Raw genomic sequence first — 14,001 nt, 5'->3', positions numbered from 1 at the left:
GAGCGTCAGCCCCGGCTGAAGTCGACGCGGCCGAGGAACAGGCTCCGGTCGAACCAGGTCTCGCCGTCGAAGCGGGCCCGGTGGAAGAGCGCGGCCCCGGCGAAGGTGACGTCGCCGAACGAGGCGGTGCCCGCGAACCCGGTGGCCCGGAACAGGGCGAGCCCGGCGAACCGGGCGTCGTCGAACCGCACGCCGCCGGTGAACCGGGCCTGGGCGAAGGCGGCGGGGCCGTCGAAGTCCGCGCCGGTGAACTCGGCCTCGCCGTGGAAGGCGGCGCGGGCGAAGTCCGCGTTCCCGGTGAACGCCGCGCCCACGAACACCGCGCCCCCGGCGAAGACCGCCCCGGTGAAGCGGCTGTCGGCGAGGGTGGCGCCCTGGAAGGTGGAGCCGTCCTCGACGCGGCAGCCGGACAGGTCGAGGCCGGTCAGGGGGTGTCCGCGAGGTCGAGGGGCAGGCCGGGCCAGTGGTCGGCCGGGCTGTCGGGGCGCAGGTGGCGGGCGAGGACGGCTTGGGCGGCGCGGTGGGTGCGCCGCAGAGCAGCGCGACGGCGGTGGCGCGGTGGTCGGGCTCGTCCTCGGCGAGCGGCTCCAGTGCGCGAAGGCCGGCGGTCCGGTGGGCGGGACGCGGTCACGGGGAGCTGGGGCACCGCTGGATTGCCCTGGGTCGGCCGGAGTGGTCGATCACCGGCCTGCCCGGCCGCCGGTGCGCTTTACTGCCCGCATGTCACGTGACGCGGGTGGGGTTTTACGGACCGGCGGGAAGGTCGTGGCCTTCCTGGGGTTGAGCGCCGCGGCGGTGCTGCTGTCCGCGGTGGCGACCGGGGTGCTCGTGCCGGTGGAGGACGGGCAGCCGTGGCCGGTGGTGGCGGTCGCGGCGGGACTGGTGCTGCTGGCGACGCGGTGGTTCGAGGGCTCCTGGCGCGGGCTCGGGCCCGGTCGGTGGTTCGGGCCGGGGCTGCTGCTGGGGGTCGCGGCGGTCGGTCTGCTGGCGTGGGGGCTGATGCTCGACGGGGTGCTGCGCTGGACGCCGAACGCCGGGTTCACCGCGCCGCTGGCGCTGACCGGCACCGCGTACTTCTGCTTCGCGGTGCTGCTGGAGGAGCTGGTGTTCCGGGGGTACGCGCTGCGCCGCCTGGCCGAGGTGCGGGGGCCCGGGGTCGCGGTGGGCGGGTTGGCGGTGCTGTTCGGCGGCTACCACCTGCTCGTGCTGGGCGCGGCCCCGTCGGTGAAGTCCGGCGGGTTCGGCGAGCTGCTGTGGACGGCGGCGGGTCCGGCGATCGGGGCGGTGGTGTTCGGCGTGGCCGCGCTGCGCGCCGGCGGGATCGCGCTGCCGGTGGGGCTGCACCTGGGGTGGAACTGGACGCAGTGGCAGTTCTTCGCGTTCCCGACCGACGACAACCCGGTGGGCCGGTGGACGCCGCTGGTGACGCCGGGCGTCGACCCGGTGGTGTTCAAGGTCGGGTACGTCGTGGCGATGGCGCTGGTGCTGGGCGCGGTGCTGCTGGTGACGCGCCGCCGCGAGCCGCGGGGCCGGGTGGTGGCGCTGCCCGCGTGATCGCCCGCGTGATCGCCCGCGGGTGGACACTGGCGGGGTGACCCGCTTCCTGTGCCTGCTGTTCCCGAACGTCACCCAACTCGACCTGACCGGTCCCGCGCAGGTGTTCTCCCGCCTGCCGGGAGCGGAGGTCGAGCTGGCCTGGCACGACCTGTCCCCGGTCCCCACCGACGCGGGGTTCTCGATCGTGCCGACGACGACGCTGGCCGACGCAGGGCAGGCGGACGTGCTGTTCGTGCTCGGCGGGCAGGGCGCGTTCGAGCTGTTCGAGGACGAGGTGGCGCTGGAGTTCCTGCGCCGCCAGGCGGCGGGCGCGCGGTTCGTGACGAGCGTGTGCACCGGCTCGTTCACCCTCGCGGCGGCCGGCCTGCTGACCGGCAGGCGCGCGACGAGCCACTGGGGTTCGCTGCCGCTGCTGGCGGGGCTGGGCGCGGTGCCGGTGGCGGAGCGGGTGGTGCGGGACGGGAACGTGGTGACCGGGGCGGGGGTGTCGAGCGGGGTGGACTTCGCGCTGTCGCTGGCCGCCGAGCTGTTCGGCGACGCGGAGGCGAAGCGGGTGCAGCTGATGATCGAGTACGACCCGAGGCCCCCGTTCGACGCGGGCGGCCCGACCCGCCCGGACGTGGACCCCGACGAGGTCGCGGCGATCACGGCCCGGTTGGCGGCGGCGCGCGGGCCGCTGGTGGCGCGGGCGGCGGAGCGGTTGCGGCTTGACAGCCGGAGCTAACAAACTTAGCTTGGGAGCTACTACTGTTAGTTTGGAGGTCGCGGGTGCGCGGTGTCGAGCGGGAGGTCGCCCGTGGCTAGGGCGGCGCTGTCGGCGGAGGCGGTGGTGGACATCGCGCTGCGCCTGGTCGACGAGGAGGGCGCGGGCGCGCTGACGCTGGCGGCGGTGGCGTCGCGGGCGGGGGTGGCGACGCCGTCGCTGTACAAGCACGTGCGCAACCTCGCGGACCTGCGGGCGCTGATGTCGGCGCGGATCGCGACCGAGCTGTCCGACCGCATCGGCGACGCCGCCCTCGGCCGCTCGGCCGACGAGGCGGTGCGCGCCCTGATGCTCGCGTGGCGCGACTACGCGAAGGAGCACCCGCACCGCTACTCCGCGATGCTCCAGAGCTCGCAGCCGCTGGTGGACCAGGCGGCGAAGCGGCTGGTGGAGATCCTGCTGGGGGCGATGCGGGCGTACGGGATGGACGAGGCGCGGGCGGTGCACGCGGTGCGCTGCCTGCGCGCGGCGGTGCACGGGTGGGCGGTGCTGGAGGCGCAGAACGCGTTCCAGTGGCCGGAGGAGCTGGACGAGAGCTACGAGCTGCTGGTGCGGATGGTGACGGGCGGGTTGCGGGAGGGGTGAGCGCCCCGCCGGGCGAGGCGCTCCCACCTCACCCGGCCGCAGTCCCCCAGGTCACCGGCAGCGCGTGCACCCCGTAGACGTTCATGTCCGTCTTCAGCGGCACCTCCCCCGCCGGAACGGCCAGCGCCAGGTCCGGGAACCGCCGCAGCAGCCCCGCGAAGCCCGCCCGCATCTCCACCCGCGCCAGCTGCTGCCCCAGGCACTGGTGCACCCCGTGCCCGAACGCCACCAGCCCGCGCGCGTCGCGCCGCACGTCCAGCGCGCCCGCGTCCTCGAACGCCTCGGGGTCGTGGTTGGCCGCCAGCAGCGACAGCACCACCGTGGACCCGGCCGGGATCAGCTCGCCGTGCAGCTCCAGGTCCTCGGTGGCGTACCGGTAGAACAGGTCGCCCACGGACAGGTACCGGGTCAGCTCCTCCACCGCCCCGCCCAGCAGCCCCGGCTCGGCGCGCAGCGCGGCCAGCTGATCGGGGTGCTCCAGCAGCGCGAACGTGCCCAGCGCGACCATGTTCGCGGTCGTCTCGTGCCCGGCGAGCAGCAGCAGGAACGCGCACCCGGTCAGCTCCTCGACCGTCAGGTCCTCGTGCCGCGCCAGGTCCGACAGCACGTCCTCGCCGGGCTCGGCGCGCTTGCTCGCGACCAGCCCGGCCAGGTAGCCGGTCAGCGCCCCGTACGCCGCCGCCTTCTCCGCCAGCTCGACGTCCTTGACCAGGAACCGCGCCGTGTTGGCCTGGAACACCTCCCGGTCCGCGTACGGCACGCCGAGCAGCTCGCAGATCACCAGCGACGGCACCGGCAGCGCGAACTCCCGCACCAGGTCGACCGGCGGGGTGAGCGCGGCCATCGCGGTCAGGCGCTCCTCCACGACCTGCGCGACGCGCTCCTCCAGCGCCCGCATCCGCTTGACCGTGAACGCCCCGGTCAGCTTGCGCCTGAGCCGCGTGTGGTCCGGCGGGTCCATGGCCACGAACAGGCCCGGCACCTGCGGCGACGGCTCGGTCGCCTGCGGCATCCCCGGCGTCGGGTGGGGCACGTGCAGCACGCCGAGGTCCAGGCGCGAGCTGAACCGGGTGTCGGCGAGCACCTGCCGGACGGCGGCGTGGCCGGTGACGAGCCAGCCGACGTGGCCGTCGGGGAACACCAGCGGGCACACCGGGCGGCGGGCGCGCAGGTCGGCGACGAACGTGGTCGGGGCGAACGGGCCCGCGTCGCGCTCCTGCGGGAGGCCGTCGGGGATCGGGATGGGCGAGGTTAAGTCCATGACGCCATCGTGGCACAGACCTGGCACCAATGCGAGCCACTTTGGCTCAATCCAGGTGCCAGATCCGCACCGGGGCGTGGTCAGCGGTCCAGGCCGAGGTCCGCCACGACCCGGACCACCCGCGCCCGCGGGGGCGCCGGACCCCCGGACCCGGTCGAGCCGAGTCCGGCGAACGCGCTCCCCGGCGTCACGCCGCGCCCACGGTCCGGGTCGCCGCGGTCACGTCCGCGCCCAGCCCGCCGAGCGCCGTCGCGAGGTTCTCGACCGCGGCGTCCAGGGCCGCGTCGTCCATCGGGGCCAGCGCGTCCAGGATGAACAGCGCCGCCGTGGTGCCCCCGGTCAGCGCGGTGCGCCGCCCCTGCCGCCAGTTCCACCGCCTGCACGTCACCCCGGCGTCGTCGCGCCACACCACCTCGCCCCGCTCCGGGTGCTCGACGACCTCCACACCGCCCGCGACCGTGTCGAACTCCTCCGCGCCGGTGGCCCGGACCAGGCGGGCGGCCCCCCGGTACCGGGTCAGGTCCTCGCCGCCGAGCGGGACCCGGTGCAGCACCGAGATCGCGTTGTAGACGTCGGTGAGCGCGTTGACCCTGGGCAGCCCGGCGTCACCGGCGCGCCGCAGCAGCGCTTCGAGGCTGTTGCGGGTGCGCTGCGGCTTCGCGCCGAACCCCCGGTACGCCTCCCGCCACGCCGCGACGTGCGGCTCCTCCTCCACGGGCCCGGCGGCGAGCAACTCGCGGGCGCTCGCCTCGGCCTCGGCCACCAGCGCGTCCCCGAGCGCGGTGCTCGCGGCGGGGTCGATCCCGTCGACGACGAGCAGCGCGGCCCGGTAGTCCGGGCGCAGGGCGTGCACCTCGGGGTCGATCCGGGCGTCGGCGAGGAACCGCTTCAGGTCGGGGGCGTCGGTCATGCGTGGTCTCCGTTCGACGGGCCGGTCGCGCGGGTTCGCGCGGACGGTGCGCAAGGTAGTGCACCGCCCCGCGCCACCCGCGCGGCCGGCGCCGTCGAACGACCGCCCCTCAGTGCCCGGCGCCGAGCGCGCCGCTGAGCCTGCCGTGCAGGTCGGCGCTGCGCGGGTTGAGCCCGGTGATCTCGACGGTCTTGCCGCGCCGGGCGTACTTCGCCTCGATCGCGTCCAGCGCCGCCACCGACGAGGCGTCCCAGACGTGCGCGGCGCTCAGGTCGATGACCACCCGGTCCGGGTCGTTCGGGTAGTCGAACTGGCCGACGAGGTCGTTGGAGGAGGCGAAGAACAGCTCCCCCGTGACCCGGTAGACCACCGTCGTGCCGTCCGGGTCGACGACGGCGTCGACCTCGGCCAGGTGAGCCACCCGCTTGGCGAAGACCACCATCGCGGTGATCGAGCCGACCACGACGCCGATCGCGAGGTTGTCGGTGGCCACCACGCAGACCACCGTCACGGCCATGACCACGATCTCCCCGAGCGGCATCCGGCGCAGCGTGGCCGGGGCGACGGAGTGCCAGTCGAAGGTCGCGAAGGACACCATCACCATGATCGCCACCAGCGCGGCCATCGGGATGTCGGAGACGACCGGCCCGAACACCACGCACAGCACCATCAGGAACGCCCCGGCCAGGAACGTGGACAGGCGGGTGCGGGCGCCGGAGACCTTCACGTTGATCATCGTCTGGCCGATCATGGCGCAGCCGCCCATGCCGCCGAACAGCCCGGTGACGACGTTGGCCACGCCCTGCCCGACCGCCTCGCGGGTCTTGTTGGAGCGGGTGTCGGTGATCTCGTCGACCAGCTTGGCGGTCATCAGCGACTCCATCAGCCCGACCAGCGCCATGGCCAGCGCGTACGGGGCGATGATCGTGAGCGTGTCGACGGTGAACGGCACGTCCGGCAGGCCGGGCGTGGGCAGCGCGGACGGCAGCGCGCCCTTGTCGCCCACGGTCGGCACCGCGAGGCCCGCGCCGACGGTGATCAGGGTGAGCACCACGATCGAGACCAGCGGCGCGGGCACGACGGTGGTGACCTTCGGCAGCAGCACCACCAGCGCCAGCCCGCCCAGGAACAGCGGGTAGACGATCCACGGGACGTCGACCAGTTCGGGCACCTGGGCCAGGAAGATCAGGATCGCCAGCGAGTTGACGAACCCGACCATGACCGAGCGCGGGATGAACCGCATCAGCCTGGCCACGCCCAGCGCGCCGAGCGCGATCTGGAACACCCCGGCCAGGATGACCGCCGCGATCAGGTGCCCGAGGCCGTGCTCCTGGTTGAGCGGGGCGATGACCAGCGCGACCGCGCCGGTGGCGGCGGAGATCATGGCGCGCCGCCCGCCGACGACCGAGATCACCACGGCCATGGTGAACGAGGCGAACAGGCCGAGCGCGGGGTCGACCCCGGCGATGATCGAGAACGAGATGGCCTCGGGGATCAGCGCCAGCGCGACGACGAGACCGGCGAGGACCTCGGTGCGCCAGACCTTGGGGTCACGCAGCCAGTCGGGGGCCAGCGCGCCGCGCAGGCGGGCGGGCAGGGCGGAGGGGGAGGACACGGAGGGAGTTCACCTGTCGTGCTCGGGCACGCCCCAAGGGAGGGGATGCGGCGGTGGGGGCGCGCCACGACCGGGGTCGCACGCGGCGCGGGATCGGGCGGGGACGACCAGGTCTGCCCCGGCGCGACGGCGTGGCGGCTGACGGCACGGCCTCGCCGCGCTGATCCTACGTCGTCCCGGAACGCCGCGGGGCCGCCCGCACTCCCCCGTACGGCCGTGCCCTCACGCCCCCATATGCCTGATCAACACCGTTTCCGCAAGTACCCATGCACTGATCCGCATGTCACACCGGGACAACTGTCCCACTGGGACATTCCAGCAGTACGCTTGTCCCGTGAGCGTTCGACCAGAGCCGGTCGTGGACGGCCGGAGGCAGCGGAAGACGCTGCGCACGCGTGAGGCGCTCGCCTCGGCGGCGGTGGAGCTCGTGGTGGCGCGCGGACTGCGCGCGGTCACCGTCGAGGAGATCGCCGACCGGGCCGACGTCACCCGGCGCACCTTCAGCCGCTACTTCGCCAGCAAGGAGACCGCCGTCCTCGACGGCGTGCGGGCCGACGGCGACCGGATCAACGCCGCCCTGCGGGCCCGCCCCGCCGACGAGGACCCGGTGACGGCCTACCGCGCCGCCGTCCGGGACTGGCTCGACGACGAGGGCGAACCCGCCTGGCACCGCCGCCCCGGCGTCCGCGACCTGTTGCGGCTGACCGAGCGGGAGCCCACGCTGTTCGGCGCGCACCACCACCTCCGGGCTCTCGCCGAGGCCGAGTCGGTGCGGGTGCTCGCGGAGCGGATGGGCGTGCCCGAGGACGACCTGCGGCCCGCCGTGGTGGTCGGCGCGGGCGCGGGCGCGCTGGTGGCGGCGACCCGCCTGTGGCTCTTCGGCGACGAGGAGCTGCCCGTGCTGGTGGACCGCGCGTTCGACGCCCTGGCCGGGGCGCTCGCCATACCTACAACGCAGTGGAGTGCGCCATGAAGGCTGTGCAGTACCGCGAGATCGGCAAGGCCCCCGAGGTCGTCACCGTCCCCGACCCCGAGGCCGGTCCCGGCCAGGTCGTGCTGGAGGTGGCCGCCGCGGGCGTGTGCCACTCGGACATCGCCGTGATGGAGTGGCCCGCCGAGGTCTACGGCTACGGCTTCCCCCTCACCCTGGGCCACGAGGGCGTCGGCAAGGTCGCCGCCCTCGGGCAGGGCGTCACGGGCCTGGAGGTCGGCGAGATGGTCGCCGTCTACGGCCCGCAGGGCTGCGGCTCGTGCGCCAAGTGCGCCGAGGGCAAGGAGAACTACTGCCTGCGCGCCGCCGAGCTGGGCATCAACCCGCCCGGACTGGGCGCGCCGGGCGCGATGGCCGAGTACATGCTGATCGACAACGCCCGCCACCTGGTGCCGCTGGGCGACCTCGACCCGGTCTCGGCCGCCCCGCTCACCGACGCGGGCCTCACGCCGTACCACGCGATCAAGAAGTCGCTGCCCAAGCTGGTCCCCGGCAGCACCGCCGTGGTCATCGGCACCGGCGGCCTCGGCCACATGGCCATCCAGATCCTGCGCGCCACCACGGCGGCCCGGGTGATCGCGCTGGACGTGTCGAAGGAGAAGCTGGAGCTGGCGGCGGCGGTCGGCGCGCACGAGACCGTGCTGTCCGACGCGGACGCCACCAAGGCCGTGCGCGAGCTGACCGGCGGCCTGGGCGCCGAGGTCGTGCTCGACTTCGTGGGCGTCGGCCCGACGGTGGCCACGGCGGCGGGCGTCGTCGCGGTCGAGGGCGACCTGACCGTGGTCGGCATCGGCGGCGGCACCGTGCCGGTCGGCTTCGGCACGATCCCGTTCGACGTGTCGGTGTCCACCCCGTACTGGGGCAGCCGGGGCGAGCTGATCGAGGTGCTGGACCTGGCCCGGTCCGGCGCGCTGACCGTGCACACCGAGACCTTCGGCATCGACGAGGCGCCGCTGGCGTACGAGCGGCTGCACGCCGGTCAGGTGCGCGGGCGCGCGGTCGTGCTGCCGCGCGGCTGAGCGACGCGGTGGGCGCGCCACCCCTCGGCGCGCCCGCCGGTCGGGAACGTGGAGCGGTCCGGTGGTGGCGACCATCGGGCCGCTTCGACGTGCCCACGACCTGAACCCCCGGTCGGGTGATCCCCGACCGGGTGAGGTTCGTGTGCGGCTCAGACCCCGTGCGGGCGGCTGCGGGCGGACGGGATGCCGCGCGGGGCGTCGGCGTGGACCACGTTCGCCAGCACGCGCGCCAGCGCCGCAGGGTCGCCCGAGTCCGCGACCGCCTGCCCGGCCGTGATGCCACCGGACCCCGCGGCCAGCGCGCGCCGCGCCTCGGCGACGGTCTCCGCGTCCACCCGGTGGTGGGTGACCGCGATCAGCACCGGGATGGCGCACCCGGCGATCACGTCGGCCTGCGCCGCGTGGTCGGCGACCGGCGGCAGCTCCACCAGGTCCGCGCCGAGGTCGACGGCGAGCCCGGCGGCGCGGGCCAGCAGCTCCGGCGAGCCCTGCTCGGGGCCGCGCGGGTGCACCGACGCCAGCAGCGGCACGTTCCACCGGTCGCACTCCTCGGCGACGGTGGCCAGGTCCGCGATCTGCCGGTTCTCGCCGTCCGAGCCGAAGTCGACGCTCACGCACACCGCGTCCGCGCCCAGCCGCACCGCCTCCTCCACGTGCGCGACCAGGTGCGTGGAGTCGGGGGCGTGCTTGGTGCTGGCGCTGAGGTTCACCACCAGCGAGGCGGAGGTGAACGACTCGGGGTGCACGTGCCGCAGCAGCCCCTTGTGCAGCACCACCGCGTCCGCGCCGCCGTCGATCACCTCGGCGACGGTCCGCGCCAGGCTGCCGCAGCCCGCGGCGGGCTGCTCCAGGGGGACGAGCAGCAGGCGGGGGCCGCCGTGCTGGTGCATCCGCCTGATGCGGAGCTGCCGGGCGAACGTGCGGAAGGGCGTCACCGCGTGCCTCCAGTGGTGCCGGGGCCGATGCATAAATCGGGCAGGACTCAACCACACCACCGATCGGCCTAGTGACGATTCCACCGTTCCGGGTGACACCGTTCGGGCCAACGAGTGACGCCGAGGACTCCTCCGAGCGACCACGCGTCTTGCGCCCCCGAGGTCACGCCTCGGCGACCACCCGGTCCAGCCACTCGGCCAGCAGCGCCCGCTCCCCCGCGCTGAGCACGGTCAGCTCCGGCGCGGCGGCCCGCAGCGCGATCGCCGCCCCGACCGGTCCGGCGGGCGCGCCGGTCGGCGCGGGCCCGGTGGTGACGGCGGCGATGACCGCCTCCCGAGCCGTGGTCGACAGCTCCGGGTCGCGCTCGTCCTCGGGCGTCGCGATCAGGGTGAACGTGAGCCCGCAGCCCGCCGAGTGCACCAGGTGCGCGGCCCGCTCCTCGGCGACCTTGAGCCGTCCGGCCTCGGCGATGCGGCGGACGGTGCCCGCGAGCACGTCGGCGGCCTGCCTGGCGGCGGGCGAGGAGACGCCGGTGCGGGCGTCGCCGTAGATCAGCGAGTAGAGGGCGGGGTTGGCGACGCCGAAGCCGACGTGCAGGTCCCAGCCCCGGCGCAGGTCGTCGACCGGGTCGGCGGAGTGGGAGAGGGAGGTCTTGTCGGCCAGGTAGGAGGCGAAGCCGTGGCTGGCGACGGCGTCGAGGAGGCCGTCCTTGTCGCCGAAGATGCGGTAGATCGTGGGCGACTGGACCCCGGACGCCGCGCACACCGCGCGCGTGGACACCGCCTCCCGGCCGCCTTGCAGGAGCAGGTCGTAGGCGGCGGCGACGATGCGGTCGCGGGTCAGGTCTCGCTTCACCCCGACACGATAACGGGCGCGACGGCTTTTGGTGGCATCGTTAACACTGTCACGTTGCCGCTGAATAGCGCCGCTACGGTGGAGCTGTTACCGTTGACAACAACAGGTGCCGGGACCGGCGCCGCAGAGCGTGGGAGGAAGCACGTGGGCAGCACTGAGCGCGTCGCGATCGTCACCGGCGGGTCCAGGGGCATCGGCCGGGCCGTCGCCGAGCGGCTGGCGGCGGACGGGCAGGCCGTGGTGGTGAACTACGCGGGCAACGAGGAGGCGGCGCGCGAGACCGTCGAGGCGATCACCGCGCGCGGCGGGCGGGCCGTGGCGGTGCGCGGCGACGTCGGCGACGAGGCGGCCGTGAAGGCCCTGTTCGACGCGGCGGAGGAGCACTTCGGCGGCGTGGACGTGGTGGTGAACTCGGCCGGGATCATGGCCCTGAGCCCGGTGGCCCAGTTGGACCTGGCCGAGCTGGACCGCATCCACCGCACGAACGTGCGAGGCGCCTTCGCCGTCGCCCGCGAGGCCGCGAACCGGGTGCGGCAGGGCGGCGCGGTGGTGCTGTTCTCCACCACGGTGACCAAGACGAACCTGCCGACCTACGCGGCGTACGCGGCCAGCAAGGCGGCCGTGGAGACCCTGGTGCCGATCCTGGCCAAGGAGCTGGCGGGCAAGGACGTGACCGTGAACGCCGTCGCCCCCGGCCCGACCGCGACGGAGCTGTTCCTGAACGGCAAGAGCGACGAGCTGGTCGCGAAGCTGGCCGCGCAGAACCCGATGGGGCGGCTGGGCGCGCCGGAGGACATCGCCGAGGTGGTGTCGGCGCTGGCCGGTGGCGCGCGGTGGGTGAACGCGCAGACGGTGTTCGTCAACGGCGGATTGGCCTGAGCACCGGTGGCGGCGCCCCGGTTTTCCGGGGTGCCGCCACGCTCACCGCGCCCGCTTCCGCTTGACCCGCACGGGCACCGCACCGACCCGCCCGAGCAGCCACAGCCCTTCGCGGGCGAGCGCGCGGCACTCGGCCCCGAGATCCCCGCTGCCCCGCTCCACGGCTTTGGGATCGGTCTGACCGGCGACCAGCTGGTACAGCAGCTCCAACACCCACCCCTTGGCGGGCTCGCTCAGCGAACCGGCGAGCCCCGCCAGAAGCACAGGCACCGCAGGTGGCGCAGCCTCGAACAGGTAACCGGACACGACGATCCTGTTCTCCAACTGCCAGTAGTACCTCTCGGCTTCCTCCTCGGAGAGCGCCGACAGCAGGCCGGCGAGGCTCACCGGCGTGCTCCGCCTCCACTCCTCCTTCGGCGAGATCACCGCCAGGGAGGACCAGTCATGGCGGCCAAGCTCGAACTCGACCAGCGGGGTCGTCACCGCGCCACCTCCATGATCATGAAGAAGCGTAGCGCCGCACGAGTCCGCCGAGCCGGAAAAACCGGGTGCGCCCCTCACCACACCCCCGTTAGCTTCGGGCCCATGGACTTCGCAGCGCTGCGACAGAACACGCCCGACGAGGACGGCTACTTCGGCGAGGCCGTCGCCGCCCACTACGACGCCCCCGGCCCACCCGGACCCGAGGTCGTCGCGGCCGTCGACGTGCTCGCCGAGCTCGCCGCGGGCGGTCGGGTGCTGGAGTTCGCGATCGGCACCGGCCGGATCGCGCTGCCGCTCGCCGAGCGCGGGGTGGAGGTGGCCGGGATCGAGCTGTCCAGGGCCATGCTCGCCCGGTTGCGCGCCAAGCCCGGCGGGGACGCGCTGGAGTGCGTCGTCGGCGACTTCTCCAGCACGCGCGTCGCGGGCGAGTTCTCGCTGGTGTGCCTCGTCTACAACACGATCCAGAACGTCACCACCCAGGACGGCCAGGTCGAGACCTTCCGCAACGCCGCCGCGCACCTGGCCCCCGGCGGCCGGTTCCTGGTCGAGAACGTCCTGCCCAACCTCCGCGAGCTGCCGCGCGGCCGGACCGACGCGCCCTTCGACAGCGGCCCCGACACCTGGGCGTTCTCCCGCTACGACATCGCCACCCAGTCCATGAGCAACAACCGCTTCACCGTCCGCGACGGCCGCGCCACCGTGAGCACAATCCCGTTCCGGTACGTCTGGCCCGCCGAGCTGGACCTCATGGCCCGCATCGCGGGCCTGCGCCTGGAGCACCGCTGGACGGACTGGGACCGCTCGCCGTTCCACCACGAGAGCCGGAGGCACGTCTCGGTGTGGCGCAAGGACGGCTGACTGTCGGCGCCCCCTCCTACACTTGCCGCCGACGCAGGGATCAGGGGGTCGTGGTGGCGGTGGGTTCGGAGGGGTTCTTCTCCCTCGTGCGGCGGTTGGCCGAGGTCAAGCGGCTCGACCGGCGGGAGTACAGCGCGTTCGAGGTGCGTGGGGTCAAGTTCGCCTACCACTGGCCGCGCACCGAGACGGTCGGGCTCAAGCAGCTGCTGAGCGAGCAGCTCGCGCTCGTGGCGGAGCGGCCGGACGTGTTCGAGCCGCAGTACGCCATCGCCGGGTTCGGGTGGGTGGTGGTGCGGTTGGACGGGGTCGAGGCGGACGAGCTGGCCGAGCTGCTGTACGAGGCGTGGCGGTTGTCGGCGCCCGAGCAGCTGGTGGAGCAGGAGCCGGACTGGGCGTCGGCGCCACCGGTGCTGGGGTAGGGGCGGGTCAGCGGGGAGGCAGGCCGAGGGCGGAGACGGCCAGGGAGCCCGAGCCCGCGGCGACGGCGGTGTCCAGGCGGTGCAGGGCGGCGGTCAGCAGGTGGGCCGGGCTTCCGGTGGCGCGCACGGCGGTCAGCGCGGCGCGGGCGCCCTCGGCGAAGGTGGTGATCGTGGCCTGGTCCGTGGTGTGCTCGTCGGTCACGAGCGCCGTGACGACCTCGTCCGTCGCGTGGCGCAGGATCTCGAGCGCGACCCCGGTCAGCGCGCGCAGCACGTCCGGGGGCGTCCCCCGGTCGATCAGGTGCCCGGCGGCCTCCGCGTACGCCACGAGCGCGCTGACGTAGAACGCGCCGGTCAGCCCGGCGTCCAGCAGCTTGGCCGTCCCGACCTCCTCGGCGACGTGCCGCGACGCCCCCGCGAGCGCGCCCAGCACCGGGCCGTGCGCGGCCCACGTCCCGGACGGGCCCGCGTAGAGGATCACCGCGTCGGGTGAGCCGATCTCCTGCGGGTAGCACAGGATCACCCCGTCCAGGTGCTCCCCGCCCCGGTCGACGACCCAGTCGCGCGCCGCCTCGGCGTCGGCGGGCGTGCCGCTGGGCAGGGTGACCAGCGTCCGCCCCCGCCAGTCCCGCACCGGGTCCAGCGCCTCCAGCGCGGCCTCGCAGGTCGACGTGCAGGCCACCACCAGAGGCGCCACCGCCCCGGCCACGTCCCGCACCGCCGCCACCCGCTCCCCCGCGAGCGCGAGCGCCCGCTCGGGCGTCCGGTTCCACGCCGCCACCGAACGCCCCGCGCCCGCGAACGCCCGCACCATCGCGGACCCCATCAACCCGCACCCGACGACCACCACATCAGCCCCGGTCACGACAA

At 74.4% G+C, this 14,001-nt stretch carries 16 protein-coding genes; 8 read left to right on the top strand and 8 right to left on the bottom strand.

The genetic code is table 11. The annotated features are described in order from the left end of the window. Nucleotides 1-5 precede the first annotated feature (5 nt). Nucleotides 6-413, bottom strand: coding sequence for a pentapeptide repeat-containing protein (locus AMIR_RS15740; RefSeq protein WP_280956297.1), 408 nt, complete (start codon nucleotides 411-413; stop codon nucleotides 6-8). Nucleotides 414-765: 352 nt separating this feature from the next. On the opposite strand from AMIR_RS15740, the gene AMIR_RS35775 reads away from it, so the two are divergent. The 3 genes from AMIR_RS35775 (at nucleotide 766) to AMIR_RS15725 (ending at nucleotide 2,905) form a co-directional block, all read left to right on the top strand. Further along, a complete protein-coding gene (locus AMIR_RS35775; RefSeq protein ID WP_049796855.1) occupies nucleotides 766-1,554 on the top strand; it encodes a CPBP family intramembrane glutamic endopeptidase in 789 nt (262 codons plus the stop codon). A 37-nt stretch (nucleotides 1,555-1,591) separates the two neighbouring features. Then, entirely contained in the window at nucleotides 1,592-2,281 is a 690-nt protein-coding gene (locus AMIR_RS15730) for a DJ-1/PfpI family protein (RefSeq protein ID WP_015801949.1), read from the top strand. A gap of 72 nt (nucleotides 2,282-2,353) precedes the next feature. Beyond that, nucleotides 2,354-2,905 carry a TetR/AcrR family transcriptional regulator gene (locus tag AMIR_RS15725; protein WP_015801948.1) on the top strand — a complete coding sequence of 184 codons (552 nt, stop codon included), beginning with the start codon at nucleotides 2,354-2,356 and terminating at the stop codon, nucleotides 2,903-2,905. Between the two features lie 28 nt (nucleotides 2,906-2,933). Here AMIR_RS15725 and AMIR_RS15720 read toward each other — a convergent pair whose 3' ends face one another. The 3 genes from AMIR_RS15720 to AMIR_RS15710 form a co-directional block, all read right to left on the bottom strand. Continuing rightward, nucleotides 2,934-4,166 carry a cytochrome P450 gene (locus tag AMIR_RS15720; protein ID WP_015801947.1) on the bottom strand — a complete coding sequence of 411 codons (1,233 nt, stop codon included), beginning with the start codon at nucleotides 4,164-4,166 and terminating at the stop codon, nucleotides 2,934-2,936. Nucleotides 4,167-4,353: 187 nt separating this feature from the next. Next, entirely contained in the window at nucleotides 4,354-5,076 is a 723-nt protein-coding gene (locus AMIR_RS15715) for a B3/B4 domain-containing protein (RefSeq protein ID WP_015801946.1), read from the bottom strand. Between the two features lie 109 nt (nucleotides 5,077-5,185). Then, nucleotides 5,186-6,691 (bottom strand): SulP family inorganic anion transporter, encoded by a 1,506-nt coding sequence (locus tag AMIR_RS15710; protein WP_015801945.1) that lies wholly within the window; start codon nucleotides 6,689-6,691, stop codon nucleotides 5,186-5,188. Nucleotides 6,692-7,025: 334 nt separating this feature from the next. Between AMIR_RS15710 and AMIR_RS15705 the strand changes: the two genes are divergently transcribed. Then, nucleotides 7,026-7,664 carry a TetR family transcriptional regulator gene (locus AMIR_RS15705; protein ID WP_041836786.1) on the top strand — a complete coding sequence of 213 codons (639 nt, stop codon included), beginning with the start codon at nucleotides 7,026-7,028 and terminating at the stop codon, nucleotides 7,662-7,664. Next, nucleotides 7,661-8,701 (top strand): NAD(P)-dependent alcohol dehydrogenase, encoded by a 1,041-nt coding sequence (locus AMIR_RS15700; RefSeq protein WP_015801943.1) that lies wholly within the window; start codon nucleotides 7,661-7,663, stop codon nucleotides 8,699-8,701. Before AMIR_RS15705 ends, AMIR_RS15700 begins: the two co-directional genes overlap by 4 nt. Nucleotides 8,702-8,850: 149 nt before the next feature. Here AMIR_RS15700 and AMIR_RS15695 read toward each other — a convergent pair whose 3' ends face one another. Then, nucleotides 8,851-9,636, bottom strand: a complete 786-nt coding sequence (locus tag AMIR_RS15695) for a beta/alpha barrel domain-containing protein (protein ID WP_015801942.1) — start codon at nucleotides 9,634-9,636, stop codon at nucleotides 8,851-8,853. Between the two features lie 163 nt (nucleotides 9,637-9,799). After that, nucleotides 9,800-10,492 carry a TetR/AcrR family transcriptional regulator gene (locus tag AMIR_RS15690; RefSeq protein ID WP_015801941.1) on the bottom strand — a complete coding sequence of 231 codons (693 nt, stop codon included), beginning with the start codon at nucleotides 10,490-10,492 and terminating at the stop codon, nucleotides 9,800-9,802. Nucleotides 10,493-10,636: 144 nt separating this feature from the next. Here AMIR_RS15690 and AMIR_RS15685 point away from each other — a divergent pair, with 144 nt between their 5' ends. Further along, nucleotides 10,637-11,371, top strand: coding sequence for an SDR family oxidoreductase (locus tag AMIR_RS15685; RefSeq protein ID WP_015801940.1), 735 nt, complete (start codon nucleotides 10,637-10,639; stop codon nucleotides 11,369-11,371). A gap of 42 nt (nucleotides 11,372-11,413) precedes the next feature. Here AMIR_RS15685 and AMIR_RS15680 read toward each other — a convergent pair whose 3' ends face one another. Beyond that, on the bottom strand, nucleotides 11,414-11,854 hold the full coding sequence (locus AMIR_RS15680) for a hypothetical protein (RefSeq protein ID WP_015801939.1): 441 nt from the start codon (nucleotides 11,852-11,854) through the stop codon (nucleotides 11,414-11,416). 102 nt (nucleotides 11,855-11,956) lie between these two features. Between AMIR_RS15680 and AMIR_RS15675 the strand changes: the two genes are divergently transcribed. Further along, entirely contained in the window at nucleotides 11,957-12,712 is a 756-nt protein-coding gene (locus AMIR_RS15675) for a class I SAM-dependent methyltransferase (protein WP_015801938.1), read from the top strand. Nucleotides 12,713-12,765: 53 nt separating this feature from the next. Beyond that, complete coding sequence (locus AMIR_RS15670; protein ID WP_015801937.1) at nucleotides 12,766-13,131, top strand: MmcQ/YjbR family DNA-binding protein; 366 nt, start codon at nucleotides 12,766-12,768, stop codon at nucleotides 13,129-13,131. Between the two features lie 7 nt (nucleotides 13,132-13,138). On the opposite strand, the gene AMIR_RS35770 is transcribed toward AMIR_RS15670, so the two are convergent. Beyond that, nucleotides 13,139-13,996, bottom strand: coding sequence for an NAD(P)-binding domain-containing protein (locus AMIR_RS35770; RefSeq protein ID WP_143760743.1), 858 nt, complete (start codon nucleotides 13,994-13,996; stop codon nucleotides 13,139-13,141). Nucleotides 13,997-14,001 lie beyond the last annotated feature (5 nt).

This window comes from Actinosynnema mirum DSM 43827 (assembly GCF_000023245.1).
Classification (GTDB): Bacteria; Actinomycetota; Actinomycetes; order Mycobacteriales; family Pseudonocardiaceae; genus Actinosynnema; species Actinosynnema mirum.
This window is presented reverse-complemented; position numbering and strand designations above follow the sequence as displayed.

Excerpts from the sequence above, each read along its gene's own strand:
- AMIR_RS15700 (WP_015801943.1), top strand. The coding sequence starts at position 7,661 with ATGAAGGCTGTGCAGTACCGCGAGATCGGCAAGGCCCCCGAGGTCGTC.
- AMIR_RS15720 (WP_015801947.1), bottom strand. The coding sequence starts at position 4,166 with ATGGACTTAACCTCGCCCATCCCGATCCCCGACGGCCTCCCGCAGGAG.
- AMIR_RS15675 (WP_015801938.1), top strand. The coding sequence starts at position 11,957 with ATGGACTTCGCAGCGCTGCGACAGAACACGCCCGACGAGGACGGCTAC.
- AMIR_RS15715 (WP_015801946.1), bottom strand. The coding sequence starts at position 5,076 with ATGACCGACGCCCCCGACCTGAAGCGGTTCCTCGCCGACGCCCGGATC.